This is a genomic window from uncultured Tenacibaculum sp. (assembly GCF_947495995.1).
In the GTDB taxonomy this organism is placed as follows: Bacteria; Bacteroidota; Bacteroidia; order Flavobacteriales; family Flavobacteriaceae; genus Polaribacter.
In genome coordinates this window covers 20,934-40,077 of the sequence record NZ_CANMAX010000009.1, presented here as the reverse complement: position 1 = coordinate 40,077, position 19,144 = coordinate 20,934, and the positions used below count along the sequence as shown (strand labels likewise).

Here is a 19,144-nt window from a genome sequence, read left to right as displayed (position 1 = left end):
CTACTATGATATCTGTAGATTTATCAGAAGAAAGAAAAGAGATCAATAAAATTTGTACTTCTCATGGCTTTGCATATGCAGCTTCTTTACCTTGGATAAAAGAAGTAGAACTAAGACCTAAAATTGAAATTGCAAAAAGATTACACGCTATAAAAGCATTAGTTTTATGGGTATTAATTCGCCCTGAAGAACTTTCAGATAAAAAGATATTAGACTTTATAGATAATAATGATCTGAATGATTTTATTACTGAAGAAGAAATGTATTTTTTGAATGCCGAGCGTGGCGATCAGAATGCTATAAATTCTATCGGTTGGAAGTTTGAAAACGCACTTCCTTTAGCTTGGTTTTTTGGGTTTGGTGACTTATTACCTTCCGGAGAAATGATGAACGGTGAAATAGCTCGAAACTTATTCTTTGAATTCTGTGCTAAAATTGATGATTCTGTTGAAGATTGGATGCAACAACTGCAAGAAAAAAACCAAACAGATGTAGTTTTTCAAGAAGATCTTTTTTATTGTTTGCACAATGCGGTTAGAAGCGCACAATTAGGTAATAAAACAGTACCAGAAAATTTTGATCCTATTGGAAATGGTGGAGTAATTCACGAAAAAAGACATGCTTTAACTTGGATGCTTTCTAATATATCTTGGGAAGAAACAGATTTAAGTACATAAAGTACTGTTTGGTTAACCACACCGTAAGATAAAGCGAGGTAAAATCATAAAATGTAAATAAGTTTCCCCGCCCATCAAACAATGTTTCCATTACAAAAAATTAGTGTTATCTTTTGTAATTAACGTTGAATTAATCAAAAAACAGAAATTGAAGAATAGTCATCTATAATTAATAAAAACTATTAATATATAGACACTTGCATCAAAGGTAATGATTTAGCATAAAGATTGGTAAGCATTTTAAAAAATTAACACTCACACAAGGGTAAACAACTATTAAACAGTTTATAACATTTTTTAAAACGTATAAAAACGCTGTTTTTAATGTTAAAATTTAATCACCAAATGAAAATATAATATCAATTGTGTGATTTGATATCAACTCTATTTCATCTTTAAATAAGGCTTGAAAACAACTAAAATTTGAATTACTTTTTTAGCTTCCTATTTTTTCTACAAATAGCTTTTTTAATTTTTTAGACTCTTTTACGCTTTCTTCTAACGCTTCAGATTCTTCTTCTGAATTTTGTTTTTTTGGCCAGATATGAAAACCTCCACTAAAATTAGCTCCTATATTCCATCTTCCCCAAATACCATTTTCATCAACATCTCCATTATAATCTACAGTATGACTCGGATATGTTTTTACCATATTAATTTTAAACGTATCTAAACTATATTCTCCTTTCCAAGAAAAATAGTTGATATCGTCTGTACCTGATCCGAATATCTTTCCTTTTTTGAAACTTAATTCAATAAACATTTTATGTTGTGCAGGAGAATGTGAATAACAATAAAAACCTTCCCACTCTCCACTTGGTAAAAACTTATGTGATTCTAAATTTTCTTTTTTCATCTTTCAAATTTAGCAACATCGTATAATTCTTTTTCGAACTTAATTTCTTTCTCTATTTGTCGGAATAATTTTCTTGAAATACTTAATGGATGTTCAGGAAATTCTTCATCATATTTTTCTTCTTCAGATTTGTTCATTCTTATTCCATCCGAAATAGTAGCATCATACGGATCGTAAAACCAATTCTCTATATTTTTATCTACAACTTTTACTTCTCCGTTAGCCAATAATTTATTAAAAATCACAGTATCTCTCATACCTGAAACTCCACTTTCAGATGCTTGGATTTTAACTACAAAACTATAATCTCTAAATGGTATCGTGTAAGACGATAAATAAGCCATACCAGGATTTTGAGGAAACTTCATTATAATTTTTACTGCTTTGAATCCTGATAATTCAACAATATCTAATGATACAATACCTCCATTATTATTTCTTAACATTTCTCCGTACATCTTTCTTAAAATATGGATATTCTGTATAGTTGGCAGGTCTGGAGGAATATTAAAAAAATTAACTGAAAGTATTTTCGCTCTATCTTTAGAACTCCACTCAAGTAAATTCGCATTTTTTTCTTTTTCTACCCAATCAAATGTAGGAATAGCTATTGAGTTTATATTTACCATTTGCTTCTTCTTAACTTAATAACAATTTACTTTTTATACTCATTTATATTTTTATTGTGCTCTCCTAACAACTTCCTAGCATGCTTTACAAAACGCATCATTTTATCATAATCTTTTTTCTTGGTAAAAGCTTCTGGCTTGCTAGTATAAGCATCGGCAGGTAACACATAATACTCTTTCTTTTTGTTTACTACGGGTTCGTGTACCCAAGTAAGAAAATAATCGGCTTTCTTAATTTTTACTTTATTGTCTTTTCCTTTCTTCAACCATAATTTAAATACAGCTCCTCCATCTCTTGGAAAAGTACGTTGATGTGATACAAAATTCCCTAAAGAATAAACTACTAAGCTTTCTTGTTCATTTTCCTTAGTTGCTTTGTGCCATTCCATAGGCTGTAAAACATGAGGATGTGCTCCAATAACAATATTTACGCCTAAAGATTTAAAGTATGTAAACATATCTTTTTGAGATTTATTTGGCAGATCTTTATATTGATCTCCCCAGTGAACAAAAGCTATAATTTGATCTGGGTTGATCGAAGAATTAATGTAATCTACATCCTTTTTAATCGTTTCTTTCTTTAAATAATTTACAACATTTGGCTTAGTAGGTTTTAATCCATTTGTACCATATGTATAGCTAATAACAGCAATTTTAAAATTGTTTTTATCAATCACATAAGCAGGATTCTTCGTTTTCTCAATAGCACTAATAAATGTTCCTGTATGACCAATATTTAATGAATCTAAAATATGAATAGTACGCTCTACTCCTTTTTTACGTTTATCACACGAATGATTGTTAGAAGTTGTAAGAATATCTACTCCTGCATTTTTAATCGCGCTTGCGTATGACGGCGGAGAACTAAACTGCGGATAACCTGAATATGGTTTTACGCCTAAAGTAACTTCTAAATTTCCTAAAGTTACATCAGCATTACTTAAAATTGGTTTTATTTTAGAAAAGCAAGAATCGTATTCGTAAGTTTTTGTCTTTTTGCTATAAGCAGCTTTTATTTGATCCATGTGTCCCATAAAATCACCGATAAACAACAAACTTATTTCATCATCTTTCTTTAGTACTTTTATTTTTTTAGGAAGTTCTTTTTTCTCTTCTTTAACCTCCTTAACAAATTTTTCTTCTTTAGTTGTTTCTTCTACTTTCGTTTTTGTTTCTGTAGTTTGTTTTTCTTGCACTGTCTTTTTCGATGCACAAGTATATATTAAACCTAAAACTATAATAGAAATTACTACTCTTACTTTCTTCATACGATGTAAATCATTTAGAATAGCAATATATTAAAAAGTGGGTAGTTTAAAGTTTGAAGTGTAGAAAATTATTAATGTCTTTTTTTCTAGTTTTACTTAACCTTCTGCTTATATAATACATTTAATACTAAAGCTACAACTACTAAAAGTACACCTAAAACACTTAATAACGGATAGGCTTCACCGAACCAAATCATTCCTAAAATCATAGTAAAGATTACTTCTACATATTTTAATGGTACGATTTTATTTGCTGAACCTAACTGATAAGCTCTAGTCATAAATAACTGTCCGAAATAACCGAAAACACCTAAACTAAGAAGAATAAACCATTCATTTCCTTGCGGATTTTTCCAGTTAGAAATTGATAACAATCCACCTAAAATCACAGAAATCCACATAAAATAATTTACAATAACTACTGGATGATCTTTATTACCAATCTTAGAAATAACTACGTAGACTAATCCGCTGAAGAAAGCAGAAACTAAAATTAAAGACAATCCTAAAATATTGATTTCATTATCGAATCCTTTGATAAGTAAAACTCCTAAAAAAGCTATTATAAAATAAAACCATTGCAATTTAAAAATCTTCTCTTTCAAAAAAAACACGGCTAAAATTGCTGCAAAAATTGGTGATGTATAACGTAAAGAAACTGCCGTTCCTATAGATAAGTAATCTGTAGAAGCAAAAAACAATCCCATTGACGTTACTCCAACCAAACCTCTTAAAACTAGTAACTTTTTTTGATTTCCACCCATTGGGATTTTGTAATACAATAAATATCCCATAGTAAACACTAAAGATCCTAAAGCTCTAAAAAACACTTTTTGATATGTTGAAAATTCTGATAAATATTTTACAAACACATTCATAATTGTAAAACACAAAGCACTTAACAACATTAAATAAATAGCTTTTTTCATCTTTATTAATCTAGAATTACACGATTAGTTTTCTCTTTCAAACAAACATATTCTTAAAAAGCTAATAAAACTAATTAAGAGATAAATTAAACTTAAGTGTTACTTTACTTATATCTTTAAACAATTGCATAAAAAAAGCGAAGTGTATTACTTCGCTTTATATTTATTTAAGTAATTGAATCTTAATTTTCTTTTACTGAAAGTAAATTTGCAAATAATCGATAAGCACCAGGAACACCTGCAGGTAACTCTCTAAAGAAACTTAACCCTGTATAGATGTAATTTCCTTTACCATATTTAGCTACCAATAAACTTCCTTTTTTAATAGATTCTCCTTTATCATTCATTGCTAAAATTGGAGTAAATTCATTCGCCCATTTATTTGGGAAATATAATCCGCGTTCTTGTACCCAACCTTCAAAATCTTTATTTGAAATTTTGTTTGGATAGTTTAAGACCATATGCTCTTTTGCTAAAATTTCAACTTTAGCATGTTCATCTGTAACTCTATCTCTTGATAACTGTAAATCGTAAGGAGGTTTTACATCTACTCTCCTATTTGTATTGTACTGAACAACTACATTTCCTCCGTTTTTAACGTAATCTAATAAATGCTTTTGTTTGAACTGTAATACTTGTTTTGTATTGTAAGCCCTAATACCAACTACAACTGCATCGAATTTATTTAATGTTGATTCATTAATTTCTTCCGGAGTAACCTCTGTTACGTTATAACCAATTTGACGTAAACTTTCTGGAACAGCATCTCCCGATCCTTGAATGTATCCTATTTCTTTACCTTCTTTTTTGATATCTAAACGAACAACTTTTGCTTTAGATGGTAATAAAACAGATTGCTTAGGAATATGATTGTAATTAATTTCGATTAATTCTTTATCAAACTTCTGATTTCCAACAGATGCGATTGCTTCAATAAACCCTTCTGATTGATTTTTTGAAGGCGAAACAGTAAACGAAACTACTTGTTTATCTCCTTTTTGAGTAATATTAAAATTAGCTTCTTTCGGAGTAACAGTCCATCCACTAGGAACTTTTAACGCTACTTTACCTGAAGCATTTTTCTCTCCAGATCTTACTTCTACAATAACTTCTTTTGAATTACTATCTGAAAAAATTAAAACCTTATCCTTTAATTTTGTTGTTACTTTTGGTAGAATTTCAAATGGCTCGTAAATCTCTCCTTTATCTCTTTGAGAATATCTTCTTACTATATTTTTTGTAAATGAAATTGGAGTATCTTCAATCATCAAATTGAACTTCACTTGAATCGGACGAGAAGTTTCTGGATTTCCTCTTAATTCTTGATTTTTTACCGTGTACATTCCTAATCCCCATTCATCAGATAACCAATATGGAGCAGAATAATCTAAACTTCCTACAGCTACAGTTTCAGTAAAGTTTTTTCTCTTATTATCAGATAAAGCTAAATCTTTCTTTACTATTTTCTTACTTGGTAACCATTCAATAGAAGTCAAATCCATTGAAGCTCCACTTCTATTTAAAGCTTCAAAATCTACTTTAATATCTGAATTTGGTGTTGTACTTGATGTTTTTGCAGATGCTTCTAAATATAAACCAGCACAAGCTTCTATAATTTCTTTTATTTCTTTTGATTTTATAGCTTTCCAATGCTCATCTTTTAAACCATCAATTAACTGATAAGCTTTTAATAAACTTGGTAAATGCTTTGAAGGATTTACAAAATCGAAATTCTTTTCAACTTCATATAAAATATCTCCAATTGCTCCACCACCAGCTACTCTATTCCAAGTAGTATTGATACCAGAGAATATATCCTTTTTATCTTTTGGAAACTTTCCTTTTAAGAACTCAACATATTCTGTTTGCTCTCCTCTAGTAGTTAATCTACCAAAACCTTGACATAAATGTTGGCTACTTGCTAAAGAAGCTAATTCGTTATTAGAAACTCCTTTTAAAGGATAATATACTCCAATATCGAAGTTTAACATTTTGCTTTTATCGGCTTTTGCAAAATTTTCTCTACTTCCGTAGAACCACCAAGATGTATTAAAATATAAACTATTCGGTTGCCAAGTAGATGTATATTTTAATTGTTCAGGATATTTTGTTTTATCTGCGGCTAAATCAAAAGCTTCTACACTCAACATTGCTGAAGTTGTGTGATGACCATGAGTTGTTCCTGGAGTTCTATGGTTGAATCTATTGATAATAACATCTGGTTTGAATGTACGAATTGCCCATACAACATCTGCTAAGACTTTGTCTTTATCCCAAATATTTAAAGTTTCATCTGGATGTTTTGAATATCCGAAGTCGTTTGCTCTAGAAAAACGTTGTTCTCCGCCATCAACTCCTCTGGCTGCTAATAATTCTTGAGTACGAATTACACCTAATAATTCACGAATTTCTGGTCCAATTAAATTTTGCCCACCGTCTCCTCTTGTTAACGATAAATAAGATGTTCTTGCTTTTACTTTGTTGGCTAAATACGCTATTAAACGAGTATTTTCATCATCTGGATGCGCTGCAACATATAATGCTGAACCTAGAAAGTTTAGCTTCTGAACTTTCTCGTAGATTTGATTTGTAGTTAATTTTTGGGGTTTTTGACCTAAAACTGAAAAAGAAATCAGCAAAAATGAAAGGCTAACTAGTATCTTTTTGTTCATTTTTAATAGTTAAGATTTACAAACAAATGTAGTCTTTTTACTATTCTATGCAGTTGAGTTTAACAAAACACTAACATTTATAAGTTGATAATGTGTACGTATAAAGTAAAAATACGATAACACGACTAACTTCTTATTTAAATGAATTGAAAACTCTATTCAAATCAACAAATTAAATAAACCATTCGTCTTTAAAACCGATTAAATACAATTTATCTTGGGCTCTTGTTATGGCAGTATATAACCAACGTAAATATTCTACACTACTACCGTCTGGCAAATATGGTTGTTCAATAAATATTGTTTTCCATTGACCTCCTTGAGATTTATGACAAGTCATAGCGTAAGAAAACTTTACTTGAAGTGCGTTAAAATATTTATTCTTTTTAACGCCCATAAATTGTTTGTACTTCGATTTTTCGTGTGCGAAATCTTCTTTCACTGCTTCATACAAACGATTTGACTCTTCATAACTTAATGAAGGGCTTTCACTAGTTAAAGTATCAAGAAGTAATACAGTTTCAAAGGGTTTCATATCAGGATAATCAATCATTCTGATAGTTACTTCAGCAAATTTGAATCCGTATAACTCTTTAATATCATTAATTCGCATGACTTCGCAAATATCTCCATTCGCAATAAAGCCTGCTGAAGAAGAATCTTTCAACCAGAAATAATTATTTTTAACAACCATTACATAATCTCCAACTGAAATTTCATTTTCTTGCCCACGTATTTTTGTACGAATTTGTGAATTATATTGATTTGCTCTTTTATTAGAACGTACAATTATTGCTGTATCTTCTACTCCAATATCACCATCGTATGCGTCTGTAATAGCATCTTGAATTTCATATCCATCTTGTAAACGAACAATATCTGGGAAATTTACATCGAACTGAAAATCTATTCCTTCGTTCTGAATTAACAGTCTTAAATCTGTCGCATTTGCCAAAATTCCGGAGTCTTGTTGCTGACGAACAACCTCATCTAACTCTATTTCGTTTACATTTTTGTTAAAATGAAGTGATAATTTATCTGCATCTAAAGCTGGACTCACATCTAATTTTACAGGAGGTAACTGTGCGGTATCTCCAATAAAAATCAATTTACAATTCTTACCTGAATATACATATGAAATTAAATCGTCTAATAAAGATCCGTTTTCAAATAGCTTCGCATTTTGTACCTGATCAGAAATCATTGAAGCTTCATCTACAATAAATATAGTATTGGTATGCTTGTTAGGTTGCATCACAAAACTTACACCTCCATTAGTTTGTTTCTTAGGAAAGTAAATCTTTTTATGTATCGTAAATGCCTGTCTTTTAGAGTATCCAGAAATAACTTTTGCAGCTCGACCAGTTGGCGCTAATAAAACTGCTTTTTTTCCGGCTTTCCATAAACTATGTACCACAGTACTAATTACTGTAGTTTTTCCTGTTCCAGCATATCCTTTTAACAAAAACAATTTATTCGTATCTGTGTTAAAAATATACTCAGCTAATTGATCTATTAGCTCTAACTGTTTTTGTGTTGGATCGTAAGAAAATTTCTGAATTATCTCTTTATGGAAATCGTTAGCAGATTTAATCATATTTAAAATAAAACGACAAAGGTAAATGTATTATTAAATATTTGTTTTCATGATTGAAAAAAAATTGTAGATTTGCGATTATCATACTTAAAAAATCTAAAAACAATGTTAGCATTACTAATTATAGGATCTTTAATAGGTACATTCTTATTAGCTTTTATCATAGTCAAATTCGTTCCATTAAAACTTAGAGGTTTAGTTTCAATATTATTATTGGCTTTAGCTGGGTATTTAACGTTTTTGATTTATAGCGGTGTAATGGAGCCTATCAAGTTCGATATCGAGAAAAAGAAACGTTATGCTAAAGTGATTGATAAATTAAAGTTAATTAGAGAGGCACAAATCAAATATAAAGATGTAAAAAATACTTACGCTAGTAATAAAGACTCTTTAATCTATTTTATAGAAAAAGATTCTTTAGCTATTATTGAAGTATATAACCAAGATACAATCGTTGATGTTGGTGGTGGAATTACTGAAAAGAAATCTATTCGTAAAGAGCGTATTTCTAAATACGAGCCAATTATCGATTATTTTGAAGGTAAAGACTTTACTAACATGTTCAAAGTTCCTGATACTGATAAAGAGTTTAAGTTAGAAACTAGTAGTATCGAAAAAGTAACAGGTTTATTTGTACCAGTATTTGAAGCTAGTATCGATAAGGAATCAATCTTAAAAGGATTAGCAAGACACCTTGTAAAGCAAGAATTAGAAGTAATTGAAGCAGATCAAATTAAAGGTAGTAAAGTATCTGTTGGTTCTTTAAATGAAGTTTCTACTGGTGGTAACTGGCCTCCATATTATGATACCGGAGATGCAAAAGCTGAGAAAGAAGAATAATAAAGAAATCATATCTCAACATAAAAAGTTGTCCATCCAATTTAGTTTGGATGGATTTTCTTTTTGTGTAAAAGATATTCCTACTAATGAGATTTTAGTAGTTACAGAATATGTGTTTAAAGAACGTTTAAACACTCCTAACCTTCTATTAGATAAAATAGTAGAAGCTTTTGAAACAGATAAAGATTTACAAGCTGACTTCGAAAAAGTAACGGCTATTCATAGAAATAAACTTTCTACAATAGTTCCTAATGCTTTATTTGATGAACAGCATATTAAATCTTATTTGAACTATACTATTCAAACTCTTTCTTCTGATTTAGTTGTTTTTGATGATTTAAAAATTGAAGCTAAAAATGTTTACATTCCTTATGTAAATATCAATAATTATCTGTTTCAAAATTTTGGTGAATTTGAATATAAACATCATTCAACATTATTTATTGAAGAGATTTTAGATCGAAAAGAAGAGTTTAATACCAACAGCCTTTTTGTAAATGTATCGTATTCTAATGTAGATGTTATTATTATAAAGGACAGCGAATTCTCTTTATACAATTCATTTTCTTACAATACTAAAGAAGATTTTATTTATTATATCTTATTTTGTGTTGAGCAATTAGAAATGGACATCAATGAATTTACCTTATATTTCTCTGGAAATATTATACATGAATTCGATATTTATAAAATAGCTTACGATTACATAAAGAACATAGAATTTTTAACACCGAATCATGACTTTTTTAAAAAGTCGGAATTTTTCTTTGATCACTCACTTTATACCCTAGTATCATAAATGCGTATTATTTCAGGAAAATATAAAAGCAAACGAATTTCAGCGCCAAAGAACTTACCTGTACGACCAACTACAGATATGGCAAAAGAATCTTTATTTAATATTCTTAATAATTTATATTATTTCGATTCTATTAGTGTACTAGATTTATTTGCTGGTACTGGAAATATCAGCTATGAATTTGCCTCTAGAGGAACTGAAACAATTTATGCTGTAGATGCTCACTTTGCTTGCATAAAGTTTATTAATAAAATCGCTAAAGAATTAGAAGTTGACATTACTACTTTTAAAAGTGATGTCTATAAATTCCTTGAAAAAACTGCACTTAAAACTGATGTTATTTTTGCAGATCCACCGTATGATTTTTCTGAAGAAGAATTCCTAAAAGTGGCAGATTTAGTATTCGAAAAAGAACTTTTAAATGAAGAAGGAGTACTAATAATTGAACATTCTAAACATACAGATTTATCTAAACATCCCAAACATAGTTACGATAAACGTTATGGAGGTAATGTTTTTAGCTTCTTTGAAAATTAATTACAGAAACGAGAATTATGAAAAAGATCTACCTAACCTTTTTCCCTATTTTCTTGATTTGTTTAGGTAGCCTTATTGTAAGCTCTTTACACATACCAAAGTCCAATCTTTTCATCTTTTATTATAAGTTATGGATACTTATCGTATGTATTAGTTTATTTATAATCTCAATAGTCAATACGATTAGTTCTTATAAAATAAAATTCACTTCAGACATAATTTTAAATTCATTAGGTATAGTTATTTCATTACTGTTACCTTTTTTATTAATGTTGGGAATTTTATGGCAAATTCACTAATCTACTCCCAATTTATTTCGCTTAAATGTTAAAAAATCTATTTTAACATATTTTTTATTACTATAACTATAGTTATAGTAATTCGTTTTTATATATTAGCCACATGAATAAATTAACCAAACCAGAGGAGCAAATAATGCATTATTTGTGGAAGCTAAAAAAAGCCTTCTTAAAAGACATTGTAGATGCTTTTCCTGAGCCTAAACCTGCTTATACGACTATTTCAACAGTGGTTCGTGTACTTGTTAAAAAGAAGTTTATAGACTATAATACATATGGTAAAACAAGAGAATATTATCCTCTTATTACTAAGAAAAAGTATTTTAATGAATACATGCAAGATGTTATTTATAGTTTCTTTAATGGTTCATCTGGTCAATTTGCTTCCTATTTCACTCAAAATGAAAATTTAAATCTTTCTGAATTAGAAGAAATCAAATTATTAATTGAAGAAAAAATAAAAAAACTGAAAGATCAAGATGTATAGTAATTTCATATACTTATTAGAAACAAGCTTAGTTTTTACTTTTCTTTTTTCTATTTATCGATTGATGTTAAGTAAGCATACTTTTCATAATTTAAACAGGATTGTTTTAATAATGATTATACCTATTTCTATCATTATTCCTTTTGTAAAGAGTAAATACTCTTTTCAAGTTATTCCAACGAATATTCCTGTTTTTAATGAAATGCATTCCGAGAATTTAAATGCATTACAGACTAACACTACAATAGATTTTTTTCAAATCAATTACATTCAAATACTATATTTTTTATACGGAATTGGTATTCTTCTTTCCTTTTTTAAAATTGGAAAAGCAATTGTTCATTTGTATAAATTAAGAAGAGACGCAATTATAACACATTCTGGGAAATATCAATTAGTATTTTGTAAAACCTTAGAAACGTTTTCTTATTTCAATTGGATATTTATTCCTTTGGAATCAACAGATAAAGCTGATAAAATCATAATCGATCACGAAAAAAAACATGCTGATTTCTATCATACTTTAGATCGTTTATTAACTGAAATATTCATCGCTTTTTTCTGGTTTAATCCTATTGTTTACTTATTCAGAAAATCTTTAACATCTGTACATGAATTCCAAGTAGATTCTAAAGTTTTAAAAGATAAAAACATTAATATTTCTGAGTATTTACAATTACTTTTAGATACTATAAACAGTAATCATAACAAGAATTTATACAGTTATTTTAATCAATCTATGATTAAAAATCGTGTTGAAATGATCTGTAAAACAAAAACGAATAAACTTCATCAACTAAAATATTTAGTATTAGTTCCTGTTTGTTTGTTGTGTCTTCTTTCATTTACTCAAAAAGAATATTCGATTATTACTCCAGAAATTACTACTAGTGAAGCAAAAAAAACAACAACATTTACTTATCCTATACAAGGAAGTACGAAACCATATATAACTTCTTACTTTGGTGTAAACAGAAAAGTTTTTAAAAACTTAAAAGCTAAAATTCATAATGGAGTGGATTTTAGAGCAAAAGTAAATACTCCAATAGTTGCTTCTTCAGATGGTATTGTAACTACTGCTTCTTTTGAAGGAAATTGGGGAAATTTAATCATTATAAAACATGCTGATGGATATGAAACTTTATATGCACATCTTAATAAATTCAATTGTAAGAAAAATCAAATTGTAAAAAAAGGAGAAATCATTGGATACACTGGGGCAACAGGACGCATTAAAGGTCCGCATTTACATTATGCAATTAAACAAAATGGTGAATATGTAAATCCAATGAATTATCTCAAATAATCAATCATCAACTAATCAAATTTAATTTTTAAATAAAAAACAAATCTTTAGCTGTTAGCTAGAGCAGAAAAACTATGTACTTAAACATGAAACATACTATTAAACGTGTATTACTATTTGTTACTGTAGCTCTTTTATCAATAAATATGTACAGTCAAAATATTAATGACAGTTTTTTAAAACTAGATTCTATACTTCAAGCATACAAGAAAGATTCATTAAAGATTGCACAAAAAAATGATAGTTTAAATCATTTAATTTATAGTCAGAATTGGGATACAACAACTGTTAATGCTTATAGAGATGTACATAATAGCTTTCCTTTTGAGGTAAGTTTTACAGATAGTGTTTATGCTTCTCCTATTTCTAAAAAACATGTGGTAACTTCAAGATACGGATGGCGAAGAGGAAGACCACACAGAGGAATTGATATTGATCTTGTAACTGGTGATAGTGTTTTTAGCATTTTAAGTGGTAAAGTTCGTTTTGTAGGTTATAGCTCAGGATATGGAAGAACTGTTGTGGTAAGACACGATAATGGATTAGAAACTTTATATGCACACTTATCTGGTTATAAAGTAAAGAAAAACGATATTGTTAAAAAAGGTCAAGTCATTGCTTTAGGCGGAAACTCTGGTCGTTCTAGAGGTAGTCATTTACACTTAGAAACTCGTTACAAGGGAACAGCAATTAACCCGGAATATCTACTCAATTTTAGAAACGATTTAACAATAAGAGGTAAAAATTTGTGGGTTACCAGAGATTGGGCTAGAGCATATTACCATAGTTCTAGAAGACAAAGTAAACTTGTTACTTTAGATACATATGATAAAGCTATAGCATATAAAAAACGTAAGCGTAAAGTATATATCGTTAAAAGCGGAGATACACTTTCTGGAATTGCTTACAAAAATCGTACATCGATAAGTAGGATATGTAAAACAAATAAAATTAGAAAAACAACCACTTTAAAAATTGGTCAAAGATTAATTCTCTAGTTTATTTTACCAATACAAAAAACTCTAATTGCAACGGTTTTAATTCATGCTTTAACGTTTGAATAAAATCGTTGCCATATTCTAAATAATACTCAGAAAAGTTTCGTTGACGCTCCTCTAAACTTTGATTTGGTAAAATACTATTCTGCAAATCTGTAATTCTTTTTACACTATCCGATTGCTTTCTTTTTTCAGCACGCAACAATCGTTTCTCTAAGTTTAACAAACCTTTCATTTGTTTTTTCTCTTGAGCATTTACTGCTCCAACAAAAGAAGCATCAGTTTGAGCTGCGATATTTCTTAGTGACGAAAATTGTTGTTTTAATGTTTGTTTCTGACTTGCAAAATCAAAACTAACTTCAGCATTTTCATTTACTTTTTTAGCCACAAGATCTTGTTGTTTTAAAAACAATTCTTGTAAAGAAATTGATAATCGTTCTAACTTACCAAATTGTTTTTCACTGATTACTTGTACAGAATTACGAAGTAAAAGAATAGGAAATGGTACAGAAACCTTTTCAAAATATGCTTTTAACTGCATCCAATAAGCTAGTTCTCCTCCTCCACCGATATAACAAAGATTCGGTAAAATTACTTCTTGATATAAAGGTCGCATAATTACATTAGGCGAAAAACGTTCTGGATGATTTTTTACTTCTTCTAAGATTTCTTCCTTTGAAAAACTTAACGGTGTATTATTTACTTTGTAAACTCCTTCCTCGAGAATAATTCGTTCTCTAATAGTATCGGTAAGATAAAATAGATTAATTTCTCTCGGATTTACCTGAATTTTATAGTTCTCTTCTAATATTGAATTAGTTGTTGAAACTTCTTTAAATGAAACTGAATCTGTTAAATCCTTTACGACATACGGACTAAACAAATTTTTAAGTTTTGCGTCGTCTGCATCAATAATAATTAATCCAAAATCTTTGAATAATTCATTGGCAATATATCTTGTTGCATCGGCTAATTTTTCATGATTTACATAAGCTTTAGAAAACAGTTCTTCTAAATATTTAGCATTTCTAGAACTTCCAATTTCTTGAGTAAAAACTTGTAAAACTTCTGCTAATCCTTCAGTACTAAATCTTCCTACACCACCAGTTTGATCAGAATTCCATTGTATTTTCTTTCCTCTAAAATTGAAGTAATTAATTTCATCAAAATCATGATCTTCAGTTGCCATCCAATACACAGGAACAAAATTTTGTTCAGGAAACTTTTCTCCTAATTCTTCAGCTAAATTTATTGCAGAGATAATTTTATATAAGAAATATAACGGTCCGGTAAACAAATTTAACTGATGTCCAGTAGTAATTGTAAACGTATTCTCATCATTTAACAAGTTTATATTTTCCAATGTTTTCTCTGAAACATAAACATTTGAATATTGATTTTTCAACACTTCTACTAAAACATTCCTATGTTCTTTTGAAAATGCTTTTTTCTTCTCATCAATCTGGTTTTCAAAACCTTTATGATCTGGAAAATTATGATAAAAACTTGTGATTTTTTCAGATTTTTCAAGATAATCACACATCATCTTAGAAAAAAAACCTGTTTCTTGAAATGGAATATAAGTGCTACAATCACTCTCGGATAACGACATTACTTACTTTTTTAGTAAAGTAACAAATTTAATGCTTTGCTCACAACTTGAATTGATCTTAACAAAACTTTATTAAATCTATTTTCTATTTTTACATAACAAATAGTCTATAATGCAATTTAAACATCCAGAAATTTTATATTTCTTATTTCTATTACTAATTCCCATACTAGTTCACCTTTTTCAATTACGTAAGTTTAAAAAAGTAGCATTTACCAATGTTGCATTTTTAGAGAACTTAGTGATTAAGAATAGAAAAAGCTCTCAGCTAAAAAAGTGGCTAATTTTATGTACACGCTTGTTGTTAATATCAGCTATTGTTCTTGCTTTCGCTCAACCTTTTTTCAGTAATCAAAAAGCTAATACAGAAAATCACGTAGCTATTTATTTAGACAATTCTTTAAGTACTAACGCTAAAGGTGCTAAGGGAAATTTATTAAAAATTGCTGCTCAAGATATTATAGATAAAACTTCGGATAATACTACATATTCATTAGTTACAAATGATAATGTACACTATAAGATTTCAGAAACCGAATTAAAAAAGATATTGCTTAACATAAAAAACACCATTTCTAATTTATCTATTAACGATGTTTTATTAAAGCTTTCAAACTTAAACAATACTACAGAAAACCTTTTAATTTCTGATTTTCAAAATATCAATAAAGATGGTTTTTCTTCAGCCAATTTAACTTTAACTGTTGCTCAGATTTTACCAGAAAGAAAAGATAATATTGCTATTGACAGTGTTTATATTTCTACGGATGCGAATGCTAAAAATGTGGTAAATATTAATGTTAAAAATCAAGGAAATAAAAAAGAAAACGTTCCTATTGCCATATACAATGGAGACAAATTGATAAGTAAACAAACTTTCTCTATTGAAAAAAACGCACAAAAATCAGTTCCTTTTGCTATTGAAAATATGAATGATTTTTCTGGTGTTGTAAAAGTTGACTTTAACGATACTTTTGCTTTCGATAACCAGTTCTTCTTTTCAATAAATACAAATGAAAAAATAAATGTTTTAGCTATTGGAGAAAACAACGATTTCTTAGCTAGAATTTATACTGATGATGAATTTAACTTTGTTTCTTCAGCTATTAAAAACATTAACTATAACAATATTAATCAGCAACAACTTATTCTTTTAAATGAAGTTGACAAGATTCCTGAAAGTTTACATAAGAGCTTGTTAGACTATGCCAAAAACGGTGGGAACTTAGTTATTATTCCTAATGAAAAATCTCAGTTTAAATCGTATAACACATTGCTTCAAGGATTAAATGTTGGTAAATTACTTAGTAAGAAAGTAGATTCATTAAAAATCACTAAGATTAATTTTAATCATCCTTTATTTAAAAATGTATTTGATAAAAAAGTAAAAAACTTTCAATATCCAAGTACAAATACATTTTTCAATACAAAACTCAATAATGCAAGTACTATCGTTTCTTTTGAAAATGAAGAAAGTTTTATTCAACAAATAGCTTTATCGAGTGCCAATGTATTTTGGTTTGCTTCTCCTCTGAATAAAAACAATAGTAATTTTACAAATTCTCCTTTGATTGTTCCTGTGTTCTACAACATAGCAAAGCAAAGTTTAAAACTTTCAAAACTATACTACACTCTAGGACAACAAAATACTATTGAAATTCCTACAAGACTTCAAAAAGACGATATTCTAACAATTAAGAACGAACAAAGTTCTTTCATTCCTTTGCAACAAACGCTTCAAACTAAAATAAGATTAATTACTAAAGAGCTTCCTAACCAAAACGGATTTTATACTATTTCGAAAGGAAATTCTAAAATTAATACCATCGCCTTTAACAATCCTGCTTCTGAAAGTTCTCTTGAATATTTGAACTTAAACACTATTGATAATTCAAAAGAAAATATTGTTATAAGTAACTCATTAAAAGATGGTTTTAATAAAATTGATAATAAATACAAAGTTCATTGGATTTGGAAATGGTTTTTAATTCTTGCCATTGTATCTTTGTTGCTGGAAATTTTGATTTTAAAATACTTTAAAGTATGATCACGCTTTTAAAATCTGCGAAGATTGTAGACAATAATAGTCCGTTTCACAATAGTATTAAAGACATTTTAATCTCTGATGGAGTTATTATTGAAATTAGTGATGTAATCGATAGTAAAGAAGATTACACAGTTGTAGAACTCGATAATTTACATGTATCTTCTGGATGGTTTGACACGAGTGTGTCGTTAGGTGAACCAGGATATGAAGAACGTGAAACTATAGAAAACGGTTTAAATGTTGCAGCTAAGTCTGGTTTTACAAGAATTGCTGTAAATCCAAATACCAATCCGATTTCAGATTCTAAATCTTCAATTGAATATTTAATTCACAAATCAAGTAATAAAGCTGTGCATTTACATCCTATTGGCGCTTTAACTCAAAAAAGCGAAGGTGTAGAAATGGCTGAACTTTACGATATGCAACAATCTGGTGCTATTGCTTTTGGTGATTATAAAAGATCAATCGAAAACGATAATCTTTTAAAAATCGCCTTACTTTATGCTCAAAATTTTGATGGTTTAGTACTAAGTTTTCCTAAAAATAAAAAGATCGCTGGTGAGGGTGTTGCTCATGAAGGTGTAAACGCTACACGATTAGGTTTAAAAGGAATTCCTGCTTTAGCTGAAGAAATTCAAATTGCTCGAGATTTATTTTTACTTGAATACACAGGGGGAAAATTACACATTCCAACAATTTCTACTAAAAAATCTGTCGCTTTAATTAAAGAAGCAAAAAACAAAGGTTTACAAGTTACTTGTAGTGTTGCTGCTCATAATCTTTTATTAACTGATGAAAAGTTAATTGGATTTGATGCCAAAGTAAAAGTTAATCCTCCACTTAGAACAGTAGAAGATAAAGAAGCATTAATAGCTGGAGTTAAAGAAGGAGTTATAGATATTATTACTTCTGACCACAACCCAATTGATATTGAAGAAAAGAAAGTTGAATTTTCTATAGCCAAAGATGGAACAATAGGAATGGAAACCACTTTTGGAGCTTTAGCTTCTGTATTCGATGTAGAAACTATCGTAAAATGCTTAAGTGATCGTCCAAAATCAATTTTCGGAATTGAAAATACTGTGATTGATATTAATGCGAAAGCAGAAATTACTTTATTTAATCCTAAGGAAACGAGGACTTTTGACGAAAAGGATATTATTTCAACTTCAAAAAACAGTATATTTATAGGTGAAAATCTAGTAGGAAAGGCATATGGTATATATGCTAACCAACAACTAATTTTAAACACCTAAAAAATGAAAAATCTAACATCAATCGAAGAAGGTAAAACTAATGCTATTATTAGTTATTTAACCATTATTGGTACTATTGTGGCTATAGTATTAAATAATTCAAGTAAAAACGCTTTTGCAAGTTTTCATATTCGTCAAAATATCGGTTTAAACATATTTTTAATTTTAAACAGCTGGTTAATTTTAAGACTTTTTGGATATTTTGGATACTTTATTGTAGGCGCTTTAATAGCTGTACTTTGGTTTATTGGCTTAATGGGAGCTATTAATGGTGATGAGAAAAAGAGTCCAATAGTGGGCGACCTTTTTCAAGATTGGTTTAAAAGCATATAATT

The 19,144-nt window shown here is 28.8% G+C and carries 17 protein-coding genes; 10 read left to right on the top strand and 7 right to left on the bottom strand.

Features of this window, described 5'->3' with window-relative positions; translation table 11 throughout:
• The first annotated feature begins 5 nt into the window (after positions 1 to 5).
• Positions 6 to 677 carry a DUF4272 domain-containing protein gene (locus Q1A15_RS17875; protein ID WP_299627257.1) on the top strand — a complete coding sequence of 224 codons (672 nt, stop codon included), beginning with the start codon at positions 6 to 8 and terminating at the stop codon, positions 675 to 677.
• A 436-nt stretch (positions 678 to 1,113) separates the two neighbouring features.
• Here the strand turns inward: Q1A15_RS17875 and Q1A15_RS17870 are convergent, their stop codons facing one another.
• From Q1A15_RS17870 to Q1A15_RS17845, 6 genes are all read right to left on the bottom strand, one after another.
• Positions 1,114 to 1,533, bottom strand: a complete 420-nt coding sequence (locus Q1A15_RS17870; RefSeq protein WP_299627255.1) for a hypothetical protein — start codon at positions 1,531 to 1,533, stop codon at positions 1,114 to 1,116.
• Positions 1,530 to 2,162, bottom strand: coding sequence for a hypothetical protein (locus Q1A15_RS17865; RefSeq protein WP_299627253.1), 633 nt, complete (start codon positions 2,160 to 2,162; stop codon positions 1,530 to 1,532). The genes Q1A15_RS17870 and Q1A15_RS17865 overlap by 4 nt, the downstream gene beginning before the upstream one ends.
• A gap of 26 nt (positions 2,163 to 2,188) precedes the next feature.
• The gene (locus Q1A15_RS17860) at positions 2,189 to 3,430 is read right to left on the bottom strand and encodes a CapA family protein (protein ID WP_299627251.1); all 1,242 of its coding nucleotides are present in this window, start codon (positions 3,428 to 3,430) and stop codon (positions 2,189 to 2,191) included.
• Between the two features lie 92 nt (positions 3,431 to 3,522).
• On the bottom strand, positions 3,523 to 4,359 hold the full coding sequence (locus Q1A15_RS17855; protein ID WP_299627249.1) for a DMT family transporter: 837 nt from the start codon (positions 4,357 to 4,359) through the stop codon (positions 3,523 to 3,525).
• A gap of 182 nt (positions 4,360 to 4,541) precedes the next feature.
• Positions 4,542 to 7,031, bottom strand: a complete 2,490-nt coding sequence (locus Q1A15_RS17850) for a PIG-L family deacetylase (RefSeq protein WP_299627247.1) — start codon at positions 7,029 to 7,031, stop codon at positions 4,542 to 4,544.
• A gap of 172 nt (positions 7,032 to 7,203) precedes the next feature.
• Positions 7,204 to 8,628 carry an AAA family ATPase gene (locus Q1A15_RS17845; protein WP_299627245.1) on the bottom strand — a complete coding sequence of 475 codons (1,425 nt, stop codon included), beginning with the start codon at positions 8,626 to 8,628 and terminating at the stop codon, positions 7,204 to 7,206.
• A gap of 105 nt (positions 8,629 to 8,733) precedes the next feature.
• Between Q1A15_RS17845 and Q1A15_RS17840 the strand changes: the two genes are divergently transcribed.
• The 6 genes from Q1A15_RS17840 to Q1A15_RS17815 all read left to right on the top strand — a co-directional run bounded on the left by Q1A15_RS17840 (position 8,734) and on the right by Q1A15_RS17815 (position 13,894).
• Positions 8,734 to 9,468, top strand: coding sequence for a hypothetical protein (locus Q1A15_RS17840; RefSeq protein ID WP_299627243.1), 735 nt, complete (start codon positions 8,734 to 8,736; stop codon positions 9,466 to 9,468).
• Positions 9,443 to 10,267 (top strand): DUF3822 family protein, encoded by an 825-nt coding sequence (locus Q1A15_RS17835; RefSeq protein WP_299627241.1) that lies wholly within the window; start codon positions 9,443 to 9,445, stop codon positions 10,265 to 10,267. Before Q1A15_RS17840 ends, Q1A15_RS17835 begins: the two co-directional genes overlap by 26 nt.
• Positions 10,268 to 10,804, top strand: a complete 537-nt coding sequence (locus Q1A15_RS17830; RefSeq protein WP_299627239.1) for an RsmD family RNA methyltransferase — start codon at positions 10,268 to 10,270, stop codon at positions 10,802 to 10,804.
• 402 nt (positions 10,805 to 11,206) lie between these two features.
• Positions 11,207 to 11,590 carry a BlaI/MecI/CopY family transcriptional regulator gene (locus Q1A15_RS17825; protein WP_299627237.1) on the top strand — a complete coding sequence of 128 codons (384 nt, stop codon included), beginning with the start codon at positions 11,207 to 11,209 and terminating at the stop codon, positions 11,588 to 11,590.
• Positions 11,591 to 11,702: 112 nt separating this feature from the next.
• A complete protein-coding gene (locus tag Q1A15_RS17820; protein ID WP_299627235.1) occupies positions 11,703 to 12,896 on the top strand; it encodes a peptidoglycan DD-metalloendopeptidase family protein in 1,194 nt (397 codons plus the stop codon).
• Between the two features lie 86 nt (positions 12,897 to 12,982).
• Positions 12,983 to 13,894, top strand: a complete 912-nt coding sequence (locus Q1A15_RS17815) for a M23 family metallopeptidase (protein ID WP_299627233.1) — start codon at positions 12,983 to 12,985, stop codon at positions 13,892 to 13,894.
• Position 13,895: 1 nt separating this feature from the next.
• Here Q1A15_RS17815 and bshC read toward each other — a convergent pair whose 3' ends face one another.
• Positions 13,896 to 15,506: a bacillithiol biosynthesis cysteine-adding enzyme BshC gene (gene bshC, locus Q1A15_RS17810; RefSeq protein ID WP_299627231.1), complete on the bottom strand. Its 1,611-nt coding sequence runs from the start codon at positions 15,504 to 15,506 to the stop codon at positions 13,896 to 13,898.
• Positions 15,507 to 15,618: 112 nt separating this feature from the next.
• Here bshC and Q1A15_RS17805 point away from each other — a divergent pair, with 112 nt between their 5' ends.
• Genes Q1A15_RS17805 through Q1A15_RS17795 form a run of 3 tightly spaced genes read left to right on the top strand, consistent with a single transcriptional unit; the run spans position 15,619 to position 19,142 of the window.
• On the top strand, positions 15,619 to 17,553 hold the full coding sequence (locus tag Q1A15_RS17805) for a BatA domain-containing protein (protein WP_299627229.1): 1,935 nt from the start codon (positions 15,619 to 15,621) through the stop codon (positions 17,551 to 17,553).
• Positions 17,550 to 18,809 carry a dihydroorotase gene (locus tag Q1A15_RS17800; protein WP_299627227.1) on the top strand — a complete coding sequence of 420 codons (1,260 nt, stop codon included), beginning with the start codon at positions 17,550 to 17,552 and terminating at the stop codon, positions 18,807 to 18,809. The genes Q1A15_RS17805 and Q1A15_RS17800 overlap by 4 nt, the downstream gene beginning before the upstream one ends.
• Positions 18,810 to 18,812: 3 nt before the next feature.
• Positions 18,813 to 19,142 carry a hypothetical protein gene (locus tag Q1A15_RS17795; RefSeq protein WP_299627225.1) on the top strand — a complete coding sequence of 110 codons (330 nt, stop codon included), beginning with the start codon at positions 18,813 to 18,815 and terminating at the stop codon, positions 19,140 to 19,142.
• Positions 19,143 to 19,144: the final 2 nt, after the last annotated feature.